The 18,712-nt window shown below is 66.5% G+C and carries 17 protein-coding genes; 13 read left to right on the top strand and 4 right to left on the bottom strand.

Features of this window, described 5'->3' with window-relative positions; translation table 11 throughout:
* Together DYI24_RS01530 and murJ are read left to right on the top strand one after the other, a co-directional pair.
* Positions 1-515: DegT/DnrJ/EryC1/StrS family aminotransferase (locus DYI24_RS01530; protein ID WP_205523320.1), on the top strand; the 515-nt coding region annotated here is incomplete at its 5' end.
* Between the two features lie 166 nt (positions 516-681).
* Positions 682-2,211 (top strand): murein biosynthesis integral membrane protein MurJ, encoded by a 1,530-nt coding sequence (gene murJ, locus DYI24_RS01525; protein WP_164570997.1) that lies wholly within the window; start codon positions 682-684, stop codon positions 2,209-2,211.
* Here the strand turns inward: murJ and DYI24_RS01520 are convergent, their stop codons facing one another.
* Positions 2,212-4,017, bottom strand: coding sequence for a carbamoyltransferase family protein (locus DYI24_RS01520; RefSeq protein WP_164570996.1), 1,806 nt, complete (start codon positions 4,015-4,017; stop codon positions 2,212-2,214).
* A gap of 424 nt (positions 4,018-4,441) precedes the next feature.
* On the opposite strand from DYI24_RS01520, the gene DYI24_RS01515 reads away from it, so the two are divergent.
* The 4 genes from DYI24_RS01515 to DYI24_RS01500 all read left to right on the top strand — a co-directional run bounded on the left by DYI24_RS01515 (position 4,442) and on the right by DYI24_RS01500 (position 8,818).
* The gene (locus tag DYI24_RS01515; RefSeq protein WP_107345668.1) at positions 4,442-4,735 is read left to right on the top strand and encodes a hypothetical protein; all 294 of its coding nucleotides are present in this window, start codon (positions 4,442-4,444) and stop codon (positions 4,733-4,735) included.
* A gap of 242 nt (positions 4,736-4,977) precedes the next feature.
* The gene (locus tag DYI24_RS01510) at positions 4,978-7,299 is read left to right on the top strand and encodes a xanthine dehydrogenase family protein molybdopterin-binding subunit (protein WP_164570995.1); all 2,322 of its coding nucleotides are present in this window, start codon (positions 4,978-4,980) and stop codon (positions 7,297-7,299) included.
* Between the two features lie 111 nt (positions 7,300-7,410).
* Positions 7,411-7,860, top strand: coding sequence for a c-type cytochrome (locus DYI24_RS01505; RefSeq protein ID WP_107345666.1), 450 nt, complete (start codon positions 7,411-7,413; stop codon positions 7,858-7,860).
* A gap of 34 nt (positions 7,861-7,894) precedes the next feature.
* Positions 7,895-8,818, top strand: coding sequence for a c-type cytochrome (locus tag DYI24_RS01500; protein WP_164570994.1), 924 nt, complete (start codon positions 7,895-7,897; stop codon positions 8,816-8,818).
* A 7-nt stretch (positions 8,819-8,825) separates the two neighbouring features.
* Here DYI24_RS01500 and DYI24_RS01495 read toward each other — a convergent pair whose 3' ends face one another.
* Positions 8,826-9,071, bottom strand: coding sequence for an Lrp/AsnC ligand binding domain-containing protein (locus DYI24_RS01495; protein ID WP_107345664.1), 246 nt, complete (start codon positions 9,069-9,071; stop codon positions 8,826-8,828).
* Between the two features lie 138 nt (positions 9,072-9,209).
* Between DYI24_RS01495 and thiD the strand changes: the two genes are divergently transcribed.
* From thiD to DYI24_RS01470, 5 genes are all read left to right on the top strand, one after another.
* Entirely contained in the window at positions 9,210-10,010 is an 801-nt protein-coding gene (gene thiD, locus DYI24_RS01490) for a bifunctional hydroxymethylpyrimidine kinase/phosphomethylpyrimidine kinase (RefSeq protein WP_164570993.1), read from the top strand.
* 92 nt (positions 10,011-10,102) lie between these two features.
* Entirely contained in the window at positions 10,103-10,759 is a 657-nt protein-coding gene (locus DYI24_RS01485; protein ID WP_164570992.1) for a class I SAM-dependent methyltransferase, read from the top strand.
* Between the two features lie 54 nt (positions 10,760-10,813).
* On the top strand, positions 10,814-11,611 hold the full coding sequence (locus DYI24_RS01480) for a UDP-2,3-diacylglucosamine diphosphatase (RefSeq protein WP_164570991.1): 798 nt from the start codon (positions 10,814-10,816) through the stop codon (positions 11,609-11,611).
* Positions 11,611-12,666, top strand: coding sequence for a glycosyltransferase family 4 protein (locus DYI24_RS01475; protein WP_164570990.1), 1,056 nt, complete (start codon positions 11,611-11,613; stop codon positions 12,664-12,666). Before DYI24_RS01480 ends, DYI24_RS01475 begins: the two co-directional genes overlap by 1 nt.
* Before the next feature lie 47 nt (positions 12,667-12,713).
* Positions 12,714-13,709 (top strand): threonine/serine dehydratase family protein, encoded by a 996-nt coding sequence (locus DYI24_RS01470; RefSeq protein WP_164570989.1) that lies wholly within the window; start codon positions 12,714-12,716, stop codon positions 13,707-13,709.
* A gap of 30 nt (positions 13,710-13,739) precedes the next feature.
* Here DYI24_RS01470 and DYI24_RS01465 read toward each other — a convergent pair whose 3' ends face one another.
* On the bottom strand, positions 13,740-15,206 hold the full coding sequence (locus tag DYI24_RS01465) for a hypothetical protein (protein WP_164570988.1): 1,467 nt from the start codon (positions 15,204-15,206) through the stop codon (positions 13,740-13,742).
* Positions 15,207-15,282: 76 nt separating this feature from the next.
* Here DYI24_RS01465 and DYI24_RS01460 point away from each other — a divergent pair, with 76 nt between their 5' ends.
* Entirely contained in the window at positions 15,283-16,491 is a 1,209-nt protein-coding gene (locus DYI24_RS01460) for an MFS transporter (RefSeq protein WP_164570987.1), read from the top strand.
* Here the strand turns inward: DYI24_RS01460 and dgcA are convergent.
* Complete coding sequence (gene dgcA / locus DYI24_RS01455) at positions 16,461-17,456, bottom strand: N-acetyl-D-Glu racemase DgcA (RefSeq protein ID WP_164570986.1); 996 nt, start codon at positions 17,454-17,456, stop codon at positions 16,461-16,463. The two genes, DYI24_RS01460 and dgcA, sit on opposite strands and share 31 nt — an antisense overlap.
* Before the next feature lie 104 nt (positions 17,457-17,560).
* Between dgcA and DYI24_RS01450 the strand changes: the two genes are divergently transcribed.
* Positions 17,561-18,712, top strand: coding sequence for an ABC transporter permease (locus DYI24_RS01450; protein ID WP_164570985.1), 1,152 nt, complete (start codon positions 17,561-17,563; stop codon positions 18,710-18,712).

Below are 18,712 nucleotides of genomic sequence, written 5' to 3'. Positions count from 1 at the left end.
ATGATTCCGAATTCGCCGAGGCGCTGAAGAGCGTTCGCGTCCACGGCCAGGGCATCGACAAATACGACAACGTCCGGCTCGGCCTCACCGGCCGTCTCGACACCATCCAGGCGGCGATCCTGCTGCAGAAGCTGTCGATCTTCGAGGACGAGATCGCCGCGCGCAACGTGGTGGCCGAGCGCTATTCGAAGGCGCTGGCGGATGTCGTCACCGTTCCGCGGCTCGCGGAGGACTGCACTTCGGTGTGGGCGCAGTACACTATTCGCCTGCCGCACGGCGTCGATCGCGATGGCTTTGCCGCAGCGCTGAAAGCGCAGGGCATCCCGACCGCGATCTACTATCCGAAGTCGATGCATCAGCAGACCGCGTATCGCGGCTTCCCGGTCGCCGATGGCGGCCTGCCGGTGTGCGAGCGGCTGTCGCGTGACGTCATCGCGCTGCCGATGCACGCCTATCTTGATGCGCCGACGCAGGATCGCGTGATCCACGCGGTGCGCGGCGCGCTGGGGCGGTAAGGCACCCTCGTTCGGGTCGGGCACTGAGCTTCCCCGTCGTTCCGGGGCGCTCGCGATAGCGAGCGAACCCGGAATCTCTGCCTTCACCACATCGGGATTCCGGGTGAGGGGACCGTAGCCAGCCATTCCTGTTTTGCGCTGTCGCGACTTCCTGTAGAAGCGCCTCATGCTCAAGCGCATCTTCACCGTTGGCGGCTTCACCCTGCTGTCGCGTCTGACCGGATTTGCCCGCGACATCATGCTGGCGGCGATCCTCGGCGCTGGTCCGGTGGCGGATGCGTTCTTCGTCGCGCTGCGACTGCCAAATCACTTCCGGGCGATCTTCGCCGAGGGTGCGTTCAACGCTGCCTTCGTGCCGGCCTATGCGCATGTCCACGGCGAGAAGGGTGAGGCCTCGGCGAAGCTGTTCGCCGACCGCATCTTCACGCTGCTGTTTCTGTCGCAGCTGGTGCTGCTTGCCGTCGCGCTGGCGTTCATGCCGCAGATGATGAGCATTCTGGCGCCGGGTTTCTCCGACGATCCGGAGCAGCGCGCGCTGGCGATCGAGCTGACGCGGATCACCTTTCCTTATCTGCTGCTGATCACGCTGGTGACGCTGTACGGCGGCATCCTCAACGTGATGCAGCGCTTCGCCTCGGCGGCCGGGGCTTCGATCTTCCTCAACATCTCGATGATGGCGACGCTGGCGCTCGCCGCGTTCTTCCCGAGCGCCGGCCATGCCGCCGCCTGGGGCGTGCTGATTTCCGGCGTGCTGCAGTACTTCTTGCTCGCCGGTGACCTGTCGCTGCACGGTGGCTTGCCGCGGTTCTCCAGGCCGAAGCTAGACGAAGATGTCCGCGCATTCTTCCGTGCGCTGGGGCCGGCGACGCTCGGTTCGATGGGCACGCAGCTTGCGCTGTTCGCCGACACGATCATCGCCACCTTCCTGCCGGCTGGGGCGCTGTCGGCGCTGTACTATGCTGATCGGCTCAACCAATTGCCGATCGGCGTGATCGGCATTGCGATCGGCACCGTGCTGCTGCCGGAGATGTCGCGGCAGCTCACTGCGGGGGACGATGCCGGCGCCAAGGCATCACAGCGCCGCGCGTTCGAATTCACGCTGTTGTTCTCGGTGCCGTTCGTCGCCGCATTTCTCACCGTGCCGGACGAGATCATGCGGGCGATGTTTGCGCGCGGCGCCTTCACCCGCGCCGATGCGATCTCGGCCGGCACCACGCTCGCCGCCTATGCGATCGCGCTGATCCCGTTTGTCTTGATTCGCAGCGCGGTGGCGCCGTTCTATGCGCGCAAGGACACTGCAACCCCAGTGAAGGCGGCACTGACTGGCGTCGCCACCAATGTCGTGCTGAAATTTGCCCTGATGGGCTCGCTGGCGCAGGTCGGTCTGGCGCTCGCGACCGCTGCAGGCGCCTGGATCAATCTGCTGCTGGTGATCTTCTTCTCGGTGCGTGCTGGTTACCTGGAGTTCGATCGCGAGCTGGTGCGCGCGATCGTTAAGTTCGGCCTTATCGGCGTGCTGCTCGGCGCCGCGTTGTGGCTGACCGCCTGGTTCGCGCCGCCGTATCTCGCACTCTTGCCCGCGCTGCGCAGCGAAGCCGCGCTGGCGCTTTTGATCGCAGTCGGCGCCGTCACCTACGGCGCCGCGATCCTGATCCTGTTCGGGCCGCGCTGGATCAAACGCCTGCTGCGCGGCTGATCAAGCCGCGGTGGTCGACCGCACCAGATTGGTGACGTCCGAATAGACCTGCAGCACCGGGTTGATGAAGCGGTGCGCCTTGTTCTTCGACACAATGGTGTCGTGCATCACCAGATGATCGATGCCCGTCGTGAGGAAGCAGGCCATCGCGTCGCGAGGCGTTTCGACGATCGGCTCGCCCTTGATGTTGAACGAGGTGTTGACCAGCACCGGGACGCCGGTCAGCGCTTCGAACTCCTTCAGGATGTAATAGAGATCGGGGGCGGTCTCTTCGTCCACCGTCTGGACGCGGGCCGAGCCGTCGACGTGGACCACCGCCGGAATCCTGTCGCGCCACGCCGGCGCCACCGGCTTGGCCATCAGCATGAACGGCGAGTCGCCCTTGCTCTCGAAGATCTCGTCCGCGCGCTCCTTCAGGACGATCGGCGCGAACGGCCGGAACGGCTGGCGATGCTTCACGCGGCTGTTGAGGATGTCCTTCATCTCGGCCCTGCGGGGATCGGCCAGCAGGCTGCGATGGCCGAGCGCGCGGGGGCCGAATTCGGAGCGGCCCTGAAACCAGCCGATCACCTTCTGATCGGCGAGCAGCCGCGCGGTTTCCTTATAAACCTCGCTCGAGCGGACCACGTTGATCTGCGGCTTGACGAAGAAACGTTGGGTCGCTTCTTCGACTTCAGCATCCGCATAAGACCGGCCGACGTAAGCGTGCTTCATCTCGAAGCCGCGCTGTTTCTGCTGGATCGCCAGATGGCCGTAATAGGCACAGCCGATCGCGATGCCGTCGTCGCCGGCCGCGGGCTGGATCCAGACATTCTCGAAGCCCGCCTCGCGGGCGATCCGGCCGTTTGCGACGCAGTTCAGCGCGACGCCGCCAGCGATGCACAGGTTCTTGGCGCCGGTGGTTTCGCGCAGCCAGCGTGCGCGCTCCAGCAGCACCCGCTCGGTGTCGTCCTGCACCCGCCAGGCGAGATCTTCCCAGTGCCGCATCGAAGGGCTGTCTTCCCACTTGCCGGGGCTGTCCATGATGTAGGGCTGATCCAGCTCCGGCGTCCAACGCGGCACGGTGAGCTTGTTATTCTCGAACTGCAGCATCGGCGGGATCGCGTCGGGGCGGCCGTAAGGTGCCAGCCCCATCAGCTCGCCGCATTTGTTCCAGTCGCCAAACACGTAGGTCGAGGCCCGGCTGTAGTACGCGCCGAGGCCGGGCATGTTGTAGAATTCGTCGCTGAGGAAACCGCGTTCCGGCTCCATCCAGACCTTCTTCAGGCACTCCAGCTTGGTGCCGCTGAATTTGTAGTAGCTCTCGGATTCGCGGGCGAGCGGCGAGGCTTCGTCGCCGGGAAATTGCTCGGCGACATCGGCCCGGTAGCTGCCGACACCGTCGACGATCATCACCACGCCTTCTTCGAACGGACACGGCGCGAACGCGCTGTAGGCGTGCGCGAGGTGATGCGAGATCGTCGCCACCTTGTTGGTGTGATTGCGGAACAGCGGGTGACTGCGGGCGGTGCCGCGCTCGTGTTCCGGCAGGAAGCCGGGCATGTCCTGGAAGATCAGGCGGTCTTCCATCTCCGGCACCGGCAGAATGTAACAGTTGCGCACCACCAGATCGACGTCCGCCATGGTGATGCCTTCGGCGCTCAGGCAGTAGTCGACGACTTCCTTGTAGAAGCCGGAGGCGTGCTTCTCGCGGGTGATGCGCTCCTTGGCGATGCCGAACGCGATCTCGCCGTCACGCAGCAGGCAGGCGCTGACGTCGTGGTCGTAGGTGTTGAGGCCGAGGATGTAAGTGTGCTGGCGGGACATGGGCTGCTTTGTTGTGCGCGGGAGCGGCGCGGGGGAGGCGAGGGTCGTCACCTGACAGTCGATCCGCACCGCGATGCGGTTCAGTTGAATGGCACTATAGCTGGACCAGTAAAGTTGGACATCGGTGAGACGCCTGCGGGCGCGTCGTGTTCCCCGAGCGATCGGCCCGCCCATGCGGCGCTGCACGCGAGAAAGTGGGCGTCGGCGTGGCTGGAACATCCCGGCCGCTTCGACGTTTGGCAGCATCTCGCCGCGTTCAGCGCCGATCGCGGCTTGACCAAAACCCTAGCTTGATCATAAGCTTGACCGCCGAGGCCGATCACGGGGGCGCATTGCCCCCGCGCATTTGAACCGTCTTCCCGCACGACCCCACCAACAACGGGACATGACGATAACCTGCTCAACGACCGGGAGAACAATCCATATGGCTCAAACTGCTTCCAAGGCCCGCAAGGGATGGACGACGCGCGTTCTCGCCGCCGTCACGCTGACGGCGATTTACGGCTTCAGCCTCGTCGGAACCTCGGCGCTGTTCCTGACCGCAAGCACCGGCAAGGCTGAGGCCCAGCGCGGCCGCGGTCGCGGCCGTGGGCGCGGCTATTACGGCCGTGGCCGCGGTTGGGGCCCTGGCTATTATCGCGGCCGTGGCCGTGGCTACTATCGTGGCTATGGCGGGTGCGTGTTCAATCCGGTTTACGGCCGGGTGATCTGCTACTAATTCGCCGCGGCGGGGCGGAGACGCCCCGACCTGCGTGAGCTTCCAAACAGGTGTATCGGGCAACCGATGCACCTGTTTCTTTTTGCGCCGGGCGCGGGGCGAGCGCGCTGCAGTCGCAAATGCAGATTGCTGCCACTGGGTTCATATTTCGGTGTTCAGTCGCAAAGCTCGCGCCGGCGCGTTTGCTCCTGTCATCGATCCGCTGCAAGATGCTTTCCAATCGCATCGGAGGTGACGGTCCCATGGCTCCAACCAAGTTGGCTCCCACCAAGTTCGGCGTCGGCCAGAGCGTGTTGCGCAAGGAGGACGATCCTCTGATTCGCGGCAAAGGCCGCTACACCGACGACGTTGCGCCGGCTTCGTCCGCTTACGCGCTGGTGCTGCGCTCGCCGCATGCCCATGCCACCTTCAAGCTCGATGCGAATGCAGCGCGTGGTCTTCCTGGCGTGCTGACGATCCTGACCGCGGATGACGTCACCGATCTCGGCGGTCTGCCGTGCCTGTTCAATCTGCCGGACAAGCCGTTCAAGGCGCCCGATTATCCGATCCTGGCGCGCGCTGAGGTTCGCCATGTCGGCGATGCGATCGCCTTTGTGGTCGCCGATACGCTCGCGCATGCCCGCGACGCGCTGGAAGCGATCGCGGTGGAGTGGACTCCGCTGCCGGCCGTGATCGGCGCCGCGCGCGCGGTCGAGCCCGGCGCGCCGGAGGTGTGGCCCGACCACGCCGGCAACGTGCTGTTCGATGCCGGTATCGGCGACAAGGCCGCGACCGACGAGGCGTTCGCCAAAGCGCATGCGGTCGCTGAAATCCGCATCGTCAACCCGCGCATCGTCACCAACTACATGGAGACCCGCGCGGCGGTCTGCGAATACGATGCCAAGCGCGATCACTTCACGCTGACGGTCGGCAGCCAGGGCAGTCACCGGCTGCGCGATATCCTGTGCCAGACCGTGCTGAAGATCCCGGTCGAGAAGATGCGGGTGATTTGTCCGGATGTCGGTGGCGGGTTCGGCACCAAGCTGTTTCCGTATCGCGAATACGCGCTGCTTGCGGTCGCCGCCAAGAAACTGCGCAAGACCGTAAAGTGGACCGCCGATCGCGGCGATCACTTCGTCGGTGACTCGCAAGGCCGCGACAACGTCACGACCGCGCGGATGGCGCTGGCCGACGACGGCAAGTTTCTCGGCATGGATGTCGACCTGATCGGCGACGTCGGTGCTTATCTGTCGACCTTCGGCCCGTACATTCCTTACGGCGGCGCCGGCATGTTGCCGGGACTGTACGACATTCAGGCGTTCCACTGCCGGATCCGCACCGTGTTCACTCACACCGTGCCGGTCGATGCCTACCGCGGCGCCGGACGTCCCGAAGCTGCTTACGTGGTCGAGCGTCTGGTCGATGCCTGCGCGCGTAAACTGTCGATGTCGCCGGATGCGATCCGGCGCAAGAACTTCATTCCGCCGCGCAAGCTCCCCTACAAGACCGCGACCGGCAAAGTGTACGACTCCGGCGACTTCGCCGCGCATCTGAAGCGCGCGATGGAGATCGGCGACTGGAAGGATTTCGCCAAGCGCGCCAAGGCGGCCAAGAAGCAGGGACTGGTGCGCGGCATCGGGCTCGCCTCTTACGTCGAGGTCTGCGGCACGATGGGCGAGGAGACCGCCAAGGTGGTGCTCGATCCCGATGGCGACATCACCGTGCTGATCGGCACGCAGTCGAGCGGGCAGGGCCACCAGACCGCTTATGCGCAGATCGTCGCCGAGCAGTTCGGCGTGCCGCAGGAGCGGGTGCGTGTGGTGCAGGGCGACACCGACCAGATCGCCACCGGCCTCGGCACCGGCGGCTCGGCGTCGATCCCGTCCGGCGGCGTCAGCGTGCAGCGCGCCACCCATCAGCTCGGCGAGCAGCTCCGCGACATCGCGGCCGATGCGCTCGAGACCAGCGCCGCCGACCTCGAAATCAGCGACGGCACCATCCGGATCGCCGGCACCGACCGCTCGATCAGCTTCGCCGATCTCGCCAAGCGCCCCGGCGTCGATCCTGCCAAGCTCAACGCCAGCGCAACCTTCGCCAGCGCCGACGGCACCTATCCGAACGGCACGCATCTGGTCGAGATCGAGCTCGATCCGGCGACCGGCAAGATCAAAATCGTCAACTACGTGATCGTCGACGATTTCGGCGTGACGCTGAATCCGCTGCTGCTCGCCGGCCAGGTCCACGGCGGCACCATTCAGGGGATCGGCCAGGCGCTGATGGAGCAGGCGGTTTACAACGCCGAGGACGGCCAGCTCGTCACCGGTTCGTTCATGGACTACGCGCTGCCGCGCGCGGCCGATGGCGCGCCGATCATCTTCGAAACACACAACGTGCCGTGCGCCACCAATCCAATGGGCGTGAAGGGTGCGGGCGAGGCGGGGGCGATCGGCTCCTGCCCGGCGGTGATGAACGCGATCATCGACGCGCTGTGGCGGGAATACCGGATCGACCACATCGATATGCCGGCGACGCCGGAGCGGGTGTGGATGGCGATCCGCGAACACGAGCGCCGGCACCGGCTGTAAAGCCGGGTCGATCGAACGAGACCTAATAGAGTGGCGTTAAGCCACCGCTGCGAAGGCCGCCGAACCGGCGGCCGGTGACGGAGTTGAAACAACCAAGCGGGAGGAATTGCGATGTTGCGAACTGTGATCGTGGCCGGAGCGGTGTTGCTGACGGCGAGCGCCGTAATGGCGCAGCAGGATCTGGTCGATAAGACCCAGAAACTGATGAAGGACAACGGCCGGAACATGATGGTGCTCGGCGCCATGGCCAAGGGCGAGAAGCCCTACGATCAGGCCGCGGTCGATGCGGCGCTGAAGCAGTTCGACGAAACCGCCAAGGACCTTCCCAAGCTGTTTCCGGACAGCGCCAAGGGCCTGAAGCCGTTCGACAGCAAGTACAGCGCCTCGCCGAAGATCTGGACCGAGCGCGCCAAATTCGACGGCGAGATCTCCGACTTCGCCAAGGCGGTCGACGGCGCCAAGGGCAAGGTCAAGGATGTCGACACGCTGAAGGCCGCAATGCAGCCGATCGGCAAGGCATGCGGCAGCTGCCACGAGAACTTCCGCCAGAAGGAAGGCTAACGCGGCAAGCGCCGCCGGCAGCGGAGAATCGGCCGTGGCCAGGACACTCGGAGCCGTGATCGCGGCGATCATCGGCATCGCCGCGTTCTGGCTGTTGACGATGCCGGCCACGGTGTCGGCTGACCGCCTGCCGGTGCGCACCGCCAACCTCGAGAATGGCCGCACCGCGTTCTACGCCGGCGGTTGCGCCGAATGCCACGCCACGCCCAAGCAGGACGATCGCACCAAGCTCGGCGGCGGGCTGGGGCTGAAGTCGGAGTTCGGCACGTTCTACGTGCCGAACATCTCGCCCGATCCAAATGACGGTATCGGCAAATGGACCGAGGCGGAGTTCGTCAGCGCGGTGATGCGCGGCACGGCGCCGGGCGGCGTGCATCTGTATCCGGCGTTTCCATATCCGTCCTACGCACATGCGCGGCTCGACGACGTCCGCGATCTGTTCGCCTACATCAAGACGTTGCCGGCGGTCGCCGGCCGAGCTTCGCCGAACGACGTGCCGTTCCCGTTCAGCATCCGCCGCGCAGTCGGGCTGTGGAAACTGCTGTTCTTCGATGACACGCCGTTCACGCCGGATCCGGCGCAATCGGCGCAGTGGAATCGCGGCGCGTATCTGGTGAACAGCTTCGGCCATTGCGCCGAGTGCCATAGCCCGCGCAACGCGCTCGGCGGCATCGTCGCGGCGCAGCGCTTTGCCGGTGGGCCCGATCCCGAGGGCAGGGGCTGGGTGCCGAACATCACCCAGAAGGGGCTCGGCGACTGGAGCGCCGGCGACATCGCCTATTTTCTCGAGACCGGCATGACGCCGGAAGGCGACAGTGCCGGCGGCTCGATGGCGCAGGTGATCCGCAACACCTCGCAGCTCGGCAAGGATGACCGCGAGGCGATCGCAGCCTACATCAAGTCGCTGCCGCCGGTGCAAGGACCGGTCCGGCCCCCGCGCAAAGCCAAGGCTGGATAACCAGCGATCACTTCGGTCCGAACGCCTTGAAGGTGATGATGGTGTGGGTGTCCTTGATGCCGGGGATCACCTGGACCTTGTCGGCGACGAAATGGCCGATATCGGTCGAGCGATCGACGTAGAATTTCACCAGCAGGTCGTAGTCGCCGGCGGTCGAATAAATCTCCGAGGCGATCTCGGCTTCGGCGATCGCGTTGGCGACGGCGTAGGACTGGCCGAGCTGGCATTTGATCTGGACGAAAAACGGCACCATCGCGGGTCTCTCCGGCAGCTTGATTTGCGCCATCAAGCCCAAAACACCCTGTCGGCGCAAGCTCTTGCCGCTGCGGCGTGGGCGCGCTACGACCGCGATCGGCTGCCGGTCCGCCCTCTCATTCAATCGAGCACGTTGATGGCCATTCCGATCGCACTCACCATCGCCGGCTCCGACTCCGGAGGCGGCGCCGGCATTCAGGCCGACCTCAAATCGTTTTCGGCGAACCGTGTCTATGGCGCCTCGGTGATCACCGCCCTGACGGCGCAGAACACCCGCGGCGTCACCGCGATCCACGACGTCCCGGCCGCGTTCGTCACCGCGCAGATCGATGCGGTGTTCAGCGATCTTGCGGTCGCCGCCACCAAGATCGGGATGGTGGCGCAGCGCGGCGTGATCGCCGCGATCGCCGATGGGCTGGATCGCTGGCACGCCGCCAACGTCGTGCTCGATCCGGTGATGGTCGCGACCTCCGGCGACCGGTTGATCGCGGACGACTGCGTCGAGGCGCTGCGCACCACCCTGATCCCGCGTGCCCGTCTCATCACGCCGAACCTGCCCGAAGCCGCTGCACTGCTCGACGAGCCGGTTGCCGCCGAGCCGGCCGAAATTGAACGCCAGGGCCGGCGCCTGCTCGCGCTCGGCTGCGAAGCGGTCCTGATCAAAGGTGGACACGGTACCGGGCCGACCAGCACCGATTACCTGTTCGTGGGAGCCGAGGTGGAAGCGTTGGCCGCTCCGCGGATCATGACCAACAATACCCACGGTACCGGCTGCTCGCTGTCCTCCGCGATCGCCGCCAATCTCGCCAAAGGCCGGTCGTTGCAGGCCTCTGTGGCTGCCGCCAAGCAGTGGGTGAGCGCCGCCATCGCCGCGGCGGACAAGCTTTCGGTCGGGCACGGCCATGGCCCGATCCATCATTTCCACGGCTTCGACTAAGGCCCAAACCGGCCGACCGTGCGCTGTCGTCCAGTCGTCGTACTCCGCTGATAATCCGAATTCGTAAGTAATTTACGATTCGAACGGAACCGATGACTCCCGATCTCGACAAGTCCCTGATTGAAACCGCCTACGCTCGCTGGGCTCCGATCTACGACGCGGTATGCGGACCGGTGATGGTGAAGGGACGACGCGCCGCGGCCGCTGAAGCGCGCGCGCACGGCGGCAAGATTCTCGAAGTCGGTGTTGGTACCGGACTATCATTCGACGATTACGACGCCACGACCGAAATTATCGGGATCGATCTGTGCGAGCCGATGTTGGAGAAGGCGCGCGCCAAGATGGCAACCGGGCGCTATCCGTGGGTCAAAGACGTGCGCCAGATGGATGCGCACGCGATGGAGTTTGCCGACGCGACGTTCGATTGCGTCGTCGCGCAATTCGTCATCACGCTGGTCGCTAATCCCGAGCAGGTGCTGTCGGAGTGCCACCGCGTGGTGAAGCCGGGCGGGCGCATCATCCTGGTCAATCATCTGTACTCCGAAGTCGGCGTGGCCGCTGCGGTCGAGCGCTGGGCGGCGCAGAAGACCCGAGCACTGGGTCTGCGTCCGGAGTTTCCGTTCGCGCGGCTGCAGGCCTGGGCTCAGGCCACCTCCGACGCGATCCTGGTCGAGCGGCGCAAGCTGAAGCCGTTCGGCATCTACACGCTGGTGTGTTTCGAGCGGACTCCCACGCCGATGGCGGCCTGAGAGCCGGGTTCGAAACGTCGCCGCCCGCGGGCGGCCTTGGATGGGACAAGACCGATGAGCGACGACGGTCCGGAACGACGCTTTCGCACCCTGTTCATTTCCGACGTCCATCTCGGCGCGCGAGGATCGCAGACCAATCTGCTGCTCGACTTCCTCCGCGTCCACGATGCCGACACCATCTATCTGGTCGGCGACATCATCGACGGCTGGGCGCTGAAATCGAGTTGGTACTGGCCGCAGTCGCACAACGACTTCGTGCAGAAGCTGCTGCGCAAGGGCCGCAAGGGCGCGCGCATCATCTACGTGCCCGGCAACCACGACGAGTTTCTGCGCAACTACTACGGCACGCATTTCGGCGGCATCGAAGTCGTCGAGAACGCGATCCACACCGGCGCCGACGGCCGCCGCTATCTGGTGATCCACGGCGACATCTTTGATCTGGTGGTGCAGAACGCGAGATGGCTCGCCCATGTCGGCGACAAGGCCTACGACCTCGCGATCCGGCTCAACCGCGTCGTCAATGCGTTCCGTCGCTGGTTCGGCGTGCCGTATTGGTCGCTGTCGCAATGGGCCAAGCACAAGGTCAAGAACGCGGTCAACTACATCGGCGCGTTCGAAGAGACGCTGGCGCAGGAAGCCCGCCGCCACGGCACCGATGGCGTGATCTGCGGCCACATCCACACCGCCGCGATCTGTGACTTCCACGGCATCAACTACATGAACTGCGGTGACTGGGTCGAAAGCTGCACGGCGCTTGCCGAGCACGAGGATGGCCGGTTCGAGATCATCACCTGGACCGATCTGCTGAAGCGCAATCTGCCGGTGCCGACGGTCGCTGCGCGGGCCGCCTGATGCGCATCCTGATCGCGACCGACGCATGGCACCCGCAGGTCAACGGCGTGGTGCGGACGCTGACGATGATGGCCGAAGCGGCGAAGTCGCTCGGCGTCGACGTAGTGTTCTTGACGCCTGAGACGTTCCCGACGGTGGCGCTGCCGAGCTACCCGGATCTGCGGATCGCGATCCCCAATCCGATCCGGGTCGCGCATCTGATCAATGCCGCGCACGCCGATTGCATCCACATCGCGACCGAAGGCCCGATCGGGCTCGCAGCGCGACGCTACTGCCGCAAGCGCGGGCTGCGCTTCACCACCAGCTTCCACACGCGTTTTCCTGAATACGTCTCCGCCCGCGCGCCGATCCCGGAGTCCTGGGTGTGGTCGCTGCTCCGTCGGTTTCACGGCGCCAGCCATGCGGTGATGGCGGCGACGCCGGCGCTCGCCGATGAACTGCGCGGCCGCGGCTTCCGCAACGTCGTGCTGTGGCCGCGCGGCGTCGACGGGCATCTGTTCCATCCGCGCGAGGATGCCGATCTCGGCTTGCCGCGGCCGGTGTTCCTGTCGGTCGGCCGGGTCGCGGTCGAGAAGAACCTCGAAGCATTCCTGTCGCTCGATCTGCCGGGCACCAAAGTGGTGGTCGGCGACGGCCCGGCGCGGGCGGCGCTGGAACGCGATTTCCCGAACGCGGTGTTTCTCGGCGCCAAGCAGGGCGAGGCGCTGGCGAAGGTCTATTCCGCCGCCGACGTGTTTGTGTTTCCGAGCAAGACCGACACCTACGGCCTGGTGCTGCTCGAAGCGCTGGCGAGCGGTGTGCCGGTCTCGGCGTTTCCGGTGACCGGGCCGCGCGACGTGATCGGCGATTCCCCGGTCGGTGTGCTGAGCGAGGATCTGCGCGCCGCGTGTCTCGGCGCCCTGGAGATCTCGCGCGAGGCGTGTCTGGCATTCGCCGCCGATCACACCTGGGAAGCTTCGGCCCACGCCTTCCTCGACAACGTCCGCCGGGTGTCGATGCTGGACGCAGACCGGCTTCATCCTCACGGCGCCAAGCCGCATCGGATGGTTGCCTGAGGCGCGCGTATCATCGCACCTTGTCGGCGCGCGCGGCGCGGCGTTAGATGCCGGCCATGACCAATTCCCCTGTGCTGCCTGTTTCCGTCGCCGATATCGATGCGGCTGCCGAGGTGCTCGCGCCCGTTGCGGTGCGGACGCCGCTGCTTTCGTCACCGGCGCTCGACGCTGCGACCGGGGCTCGGGTGTTCCTCAAGCCCGAAGTCCTGCAGCGCACCGGCTCGTTCAAGTTTCGCGGTGCCTTCAACAAGCTGGCCTCGATCCCGGCAGATGCCCGGCGCGGCGGCGTGGTGGCGTTCAGCTCGGGCAACCATGCGCAGGGCGTTGCCGCCGCGGCGCAGCTGCTCGGCGTCCACGCCACCATCGTGATGCCGTCGGATGCACCAGCCTCGAAGCGCGAGCGCACCGCCGGCTATGGCGCCGAGGTGGTGTTGTACGATCGCGACCGTGGGGACCGCGAGGCGATCGCCCGCGACATCGCCGAGCGCAGCGGCGCGACGCTGGTGCGGCCGTTCGACGATCCGATGGTGATCGCCGGGCAGGGCACGGTTGGCCGCGAGATCGGCGAAGACCTTGCCGCGTTGGGCATCGCGCCGGATTTGGTGGTGGCGCCGGCCTCGGGCGGCGGGCTGATCGCCGGCACGGCGCTCGCTGTCAAAGCGCGGTTTCCCCAGGCGCTGGCGATGTCGGCCGAGCCGGAGGGCTTCGACGACCACGCCCGCTCGCTGGTGGCGGGGCGGCGCGAGTCCAATCCGGCCGGCGGACGCACGATCTGCGACGCGCTGATGATGTCGATCCCCGGCGAGGTCACCTTCGCGATCAATCGCGTGCTGCTCGCCGGCGGCGTTGCGGCGTCCGATGCCGAGGTCGGCGATGCGGTCGGTTTCGCATTCCGCGAGTTGAAGCTGGTGGTGGAGCCGGGCGGCGCAGTGGCGCTGGCGGCGCTGCTCGCCGGAAAGCTCGACGTCCGCGGCAAGACCGTCGCGATCGTGCTGTCGGGCGGCAATGTCGATGCCGACCTGTTCAGCCGCCTGATTGCCTGATTTCGAGAACGCGTTCGCCGCGCCCGCTGGTTACGAGAAGAACGCGATCTTCTCGGCCTGGCTCATCCGCCGGATCGGCACCAGCGCGTCGCTGCGCATCGGCGGCGGGGCCGCGACCGCACCGCTGGCGATGGCCGCGGCGCCAAGCGAGGCCGGCGCAGCAGCAGCGACTTCGCCGGCGACAGCAGCGGTAGCCATCGCCACCGGTGCAGCGGCCGCATGGATGGCGACCGGCTCGGCCATGGCCTCCATGGGAGCGGCTTCACCGATTTCGCCGACCGGCTCGAACGCGGCGTCAGGCTCCGGCTCCGCCTCGAATGCCTCCGCGGCGGAAGCTGGTGCGTCGTCGATCGTCATCGGCTCCGGCGACACCGCAATCTCTTCGCTCAGCGCCTGCTGCAGCGCTGCGATGTCGGATTCGATTTCCGCAGCGGTGCTGGCCGCGGCCGCCGCATAGGCATCATCCTCGGGCCGATATGGCTCCGAGACCTCGGGCGCCGACATCTCGCGGGCGACCAAATCGAGCACCGCGTCGTCTTCCAGGCCCTCGGCGTCCAGCGCCACCACCTCGTCGAGCAGGTGAGCGGCTTCCGACTGCTCAGCCGCGCTGGCGGCGGCAGGGGCTTCGGCAGGGGCCACCGAAGCCGCCACTGCAGCGGGCGCGGGCGTCTGGTCTTCGGCTTCGACGAATTCCAGTTCTTCCGATGGCGTGCCCTTGACCACCACGAACGCCGGGGCAGCTTGCGCCTGCGGAGCGGAAGCCGGTTCTGCCGCCTCGGGAGCGGAGGCCTGCGGAGCAACTGCCTGCGGAGCGACAGGCTCAGCCGCGGCCGGCTGCGGCGCGACGGCTTCGGGCTCAGCGGCGGCCTGCGGCGCAGCGGCGGGCTCGTCCATCGCTGGTGTAGCGGCAGGGGCCGCTGCGGCTGTCGTCTCCGGCGCGGCTCGGTTTGCTGCGGCTTCGGGAGCGACGCCGGAGATTGCGGCGACGTGTTGCAGCATCCGGTCGAATGCGGCGTCGATCGCATCGCGATCGATTCCTGCGACCAGCCGGTGGCCGCTGTCGATGGCGGCGACCTGCTGGTCGAGCAGATCGCAGATCCGGGAGTCGGCGCCGCATTCGCGCAAGGTCGAAGCGACCTCGCTGATCGCGCGGGCGCCGCGATGCGCAGCCACCAGGGTCGCGGTGTCGTCGAGCGTCGCGATCGCCTTGGCGACGCTGGCGCGCGCCTCGCCGATCACCGCGCGGATCGCCGCCAGCGACTCCACGGCGGCTTCGGCCTGGGCCTGCTTCTGAGCGGCGAGGGTCTGTTCGATCCGCGCCACCGCGTCGAGCACCATGCTGGTGTCGGCGTTGCGGTTGCGCTTGGCGTATTCGGTGAGGAACCAACGGCCCCGCGAGGTCTCCATGAAGGCTTCGCGGATCGCATCGTAGTCCGCATCACTCGGCATTACCGGGCGGGCGGAGATCGGCGAAAGGGCGAAGGCTTCGTCGGTCATCAAGGGACTCGTTGCACAATTCACTGCGCGTCACGATAACGATCACCACGATCCGCGTCGAATCGCAATTGAATTGATGTCTCCCGAATCACAAATCCCCATCCCATCACCGGATGCGAAGCGATTCGCGTCTCGGCTCGCGGTGTTCTACGCGACCAGCTTCACGGTCGCCGGCACCTACCTGCCGTTCTTCACGGTGTGGCTGAAGGCCGTTGGAATCGAGGCTTCTTTGATCGGCCTGATCGTCGCGGCGCCTGCGGTGACGCGCTTCACGCTTCTGCCTTTCATCACTGCCGCGGCCGAACGGCGCAACGCGATCCGCGCCGCGATGATCATCACCGCGGTGATCACTGCCCTCGGATTCACCCTCCTCGGGATTCTACGTGCTCCGCTGCTGATCTTCGTGGTGTTCGTGCTCACCGCCTGCTTCTGGACGCCGATCGTACCGCTGACGGACGGCTACGCGCTGAAGGCCGTGGCGCGCTACGGGCTGAATTACGGGCCGCTGCGGTTGTGGGGCTCGGCGGCGTTCATCGCCGGCGCGCTGGTGAGCGGCGTGCTGGCGGATCTGGTGGCGGCGGAGCAACTGATTTGGCTGATCGTCGCATTCGCCTGGGTCGGTGCGCTGGCCGGCTTCGGCTTGCGGCCGCTGGATGCACCGGCGAAATCGGCGACGCCGCAGCGCGGCGCCTCGCTGCTACGCAATCCGACGTTCCTGACGATCGTGGTCGCGGCGGCGCTGATCCAGGGCAGCCACGCGGCGTACTACACCTTCGCGTCGATCGCCTGGCAGGGCGCCGGTCTCAGCGGCACCACGATCTCGGTGCTGTGGGTGCTCGGCGTCGTCGCTGAGATCGTGGTGTTCGCGCTATCGCCGCGGTTCACTTGGTCGCCGATGTGGTTGATGCTTGGCGGTGCGCTGAGTGCGGTGCTGCGCTGGTCGATCACCGCCCAGGATCCGTCGCTGCCGGTGCTCACCGTGGTGCAGTTGCTTCACGGCTTCACCTTTGGTCTGACCCAGGTCGGTACCATGGGGCTGCTGGTCCGCCATGTGCCTGGCCATTTGATCGCGCGCGGGCAGGGCTACTACACTGCGGCCGCGGGCTTCGTCATGAGCGCCGCGTCGATTGCCTCCGGCGCGGTGTTCGCTCGCTATGGTCTTGCCGTGTACGACATGATGGCGGCGATGGGGCTGGCGGGTGCCATAGTGCTGGTGGTGATGCGTCGCTGGCTGCTTACGCCGACAAGCGCCGATCAGCCCCACAGCGCCGGTTCGGGCGGATAGACCGTGCTGCCGTCGTAGCGCAGGCCGTCATCGCGATCGCGCGCCAGCAGCAGCGGGCCGTCGAGATCGATGAAGCGGGCGAACGGCGTCAGCAGCATCGCCGGGGCCATCGCCAACGAGGTGGCGACCATGCAGCCGACCATGATCTGCAGGCCGAGCGCTTGCGCGTCCTGGGCCATTGCCATCGCCTCGGTAAGGCCGCCGGTCTTGTCGAGCTTGATGTTGACAGCATCGTAGCGGCCGCGCAGCGCGGCGAGCGAGGTGCGGTCGTGCACGCTCTCGTCGGCACACACTGCGATTGGGCGCGCGATGGTGGCCAGCGCCTCGTCATGCCCGGCCGGCAGCGGCTGCTCGACCAGCGTCACGCCGGCGCCGGCGCAGGCGGCGAGGTTGCGGGCGAGATTGTCCGGCGTCCAGGCTTCGTTGGCATCGACGATCAGTTCGGCATTCGGCGCGGCGCGACGTACCGCCGCAATCCGTGCGTCGTCGCCGTCGCCGCCGAGCTTGATCTTGAGCAGCGGCCGCGACGCGGCTTTCGCGGTCGCCTCGGCCATAGCTTCGGGCGTGCCGAGCGAGATGGTGTAGGCGGTGGTGGCGGGGCGGGGCGCAGCGCTGCCGAACAGCTCCCAGGCGCGCTTTCCGCTGATCTTGGCTTCGAGATCGACAAGCGCGCAGTCGAGTGCATTGCGCGCTGCGCCGGGCTGCATTGCGGCCTGTAGCGCGCTGCGATCGAGACCGCCCGCCAGCGGCGCGCGCATCGCCTCCAGTGCGGCGAGCGCCGCTTCCGGCGTCTCGCCGTAGCGCGCATAGGGGACGCATTCGCCGTGGCCGACGTGGTCGCCGCTGCGCAGCTCGGCCACCACGACGATCGCTTCGGTCTTGGCTCCGCGGCTGATGGTGAAGGCGCCGGCGATCGGCCAGCGTTCGATGCGCCCGGTCAGTTCAGGCGCTATCAGGGAGTTCATTTGCAGGCCTTGTCAGCTCAAACCGAGGGTTGCTCGGAGCTGACAAGTATGGCTGGTAATGAGCTTGGCCCGCAAGGCGGCGTTCGAACCCGGATTGGCTCAAAATGACACAGCAGATAGCGTTGGAGGGCGGTCCGTCGCTCGAACGGATCGCGCGTGGCGAAGAGCTGGCGCTGCGCGCATCGGGAACATGGACTGCGCGGTTCGCGCCGGCGCTGGAGCGGCTGGTCACGGAAGCTGAGAAGATCGGCGAAACCAAGCCCAGCGTCTTCATCGACGTCTCCGGAATTTCGCGGCTCGATACGTTCGGCGCGTGGCTGATCGAACGGATGCGCCGCAACCTCGGTCAGGACGGTACCGAGGCGCGGATCGCCGGGCTGTCGACCAACTATGCCAGCCTGGTCGACGAGGTGCGCCAGGTCGGCGACACCGGACCCGCGCCGCGGCGCGGCGGATCGCTGCGCGCGCCGATCGAGCGGCTCGGCCGCACCATGTACGCGTTCTTCGACGACATCGTCGCGCTGATCAGCATGATGGGCGCGGTGATGGCCGGCGTGCTGCGCGTGATCGTCCGGCCGACCTCGTTCCGGCTGACCTCGACCGTGCACCACCTCGAGCAGGTGTGCTGGCGCGCGGTGCCGATCATCCTGCTGATCACCTTTCTGATCGGCTGCATCGTCGCCCAGCAGGGCATCTTCCATTTCCGCAAGTTCGGCGCCGACGTGTTCGTGGTCGACATGCTCGGCGTGCTGGTGCTGCGTGAGCTCGGCGTGCTGCTGGTGGCGATCATGGTGGCGGGCCGGTCGGGCAGCGCCTACACGGCCGAGCTCGGCTCGATGAAGATGCGTGAGGAGATCGACGCGCTGCGAACCATGGGGTTCGATCCGATCGACGTGCTGATCGTGCCGCGGCTGATCGCGCTGGTGATCGCGGTGCCGATCCTCACCTTCCTCGGCGCGATGGCGGCGCTGTATGGCGGCGGCCTGGTCGCCTGGCTGTATGGCGGCGTCGATCCGGAAGCGTTCCTGCTGCGGCTGCGCGACGCGATCTCGATCGATCATTTCACCGTCGGTATGATCAAGGCGCCGGTGATGGCCGCCGTGATCGGCATCGTCGCCTGCGTCGAGGGGCTGGCGGTCCAGGGCAGCGCCGAGTCGCTCGGCAGCCACACCACCGCGTCGGTGGTGAAGAGCATCTTCTTCGTGATCGTGATGGACGGCGTGTTCGCGATCTTCTTTGCGGGAATTGGAATCTGA

The sequence above is a fragment of the Rhodopseudomonas sp. BR0C11 genome, assembly GCF_010820945.1.
Lineage (GTDB): Bacteria > Pseudomonadota > Alphaproteobacteria > Rhizobiales > Xanthobacteraceae > Rhodopseudomonas > Rhodopseudomonas palustris_H.
This window is presented reverse-complemented; position numbering and strand designations above follow the sequence as displayed.

What these genes read in the sequence shown, in the direction of transcription:
- thiD (WP_164570993.1), top strand. Translation starts at nt 9,210, where the DNA reads ATGGCCATTCCGATCGCACTCACCATCGCCGGCTCCGACTCCGGAGGC.
- DYI24_RS01465 (WP_164570988.1), bottom strand. Translation starts at nt 15,206, where the DNA reads ATGACCGACGAAGCCTTCGCCCTTTCGCCGATCTCCGCCCGCCCGGTA.
- DYI24_RS01450 (WP_164570985.1), top strand. Translation starts at nt 17,561, where the DNA reads ATGACACAGCAGATAGCGTTGGAGGGCGGTCCGTCGCTCGAACGGATC.
- dgcA (WP_164570986.1), bottom strand. Translation starts at nt 17,456, where the DNA reads ATGAACTCCCTGATAGCGCCTGAACTGACCGGGCGCATCGAACGCTGG.
- DYI24_RS01480 (WP_164570991.1), top strand. Translation starts at nt 10,814, where the DNA reads ATGAGCGACGACGGTCCGGAACGACGCTTTCGCACCCTGTTCATTTCC.
- murJ (WP_164570997.1), top strand. Translation starts at nt 682, where the DNA reads ATGCTCAAGCGCATCTTCACCGTTGGCGGCTTCACCCTGCTGTCGCGT.
- DYI24_RS01515 (WP_107345668.1), top strand. Translation starts at nt 4,442, where the DNA reads ATGGCTCAAACTGCTTCCAAGGCCCGCAAGGGATGGACGACGCGCGTT.
- DYI24_RS01520 (WP_164570996.1), bottom strand. Translation starts at nt 4,017, where the DNA reads ATGTCCCGCCAGCACACTTACATCCTCGGCCTCAACACCTACGACCAC.
- DYI24_RS01460 (WP_164570987.1), top strand. Translation starts at nt 15,283, where the DNA reads ATGTCTCCCGAATCACAAATCCCCATCCCATCACCGGATGCGAAGCGA.
- DYI24_RS01510 (WP_164570995.1), top strand. Translation starts at nt 4,978, where the DNA reads ATGGCTCCAACCAAGTTGGCTCCCACCAAGTTCGGCGTCGGCCAGAGC.
- DYI24_RS01505 (WP_107345666.1), top strand. Translation starts at nt 7,411, where the DNA reads ATGTTGCGAACTGTGATCGTGGCCGGAGCGGTGTTGCTGACGGCGAGC.
- DYI24_RS01475 (WP_164570990.1), top strand. Translation starts at nt 11,611, where the DNA reads ATGCGCATCCTGATCGCGACCGACGCATGGCACCCGCAGGTCAACGGC.
- DYI24_RS01495 (WP_107345664.1), bottom strand. Translation starts at nt 9,071, where the DNA reads ATGGTGCCGTTTTTCGTCCAGATCAAATGCCAGCTCGGCCAGTCCTAC.
- DYI24_RS01485 (WP_164570992.1), top strand. Translation starts at nt 10,103, where the DNA reads ATGACTCCCGATCTCGACAAGTCCCTGATTGAAACCGCCTACGCTCGC.
- DYI24_RS01470 (WP_164570989.1), top strand. Translation starts at nt 12,714, where the DNA reads ATGCCGGCCATGACCAATTCCCCTGTGCTGCCTGTTTCCGTCGCCGAT.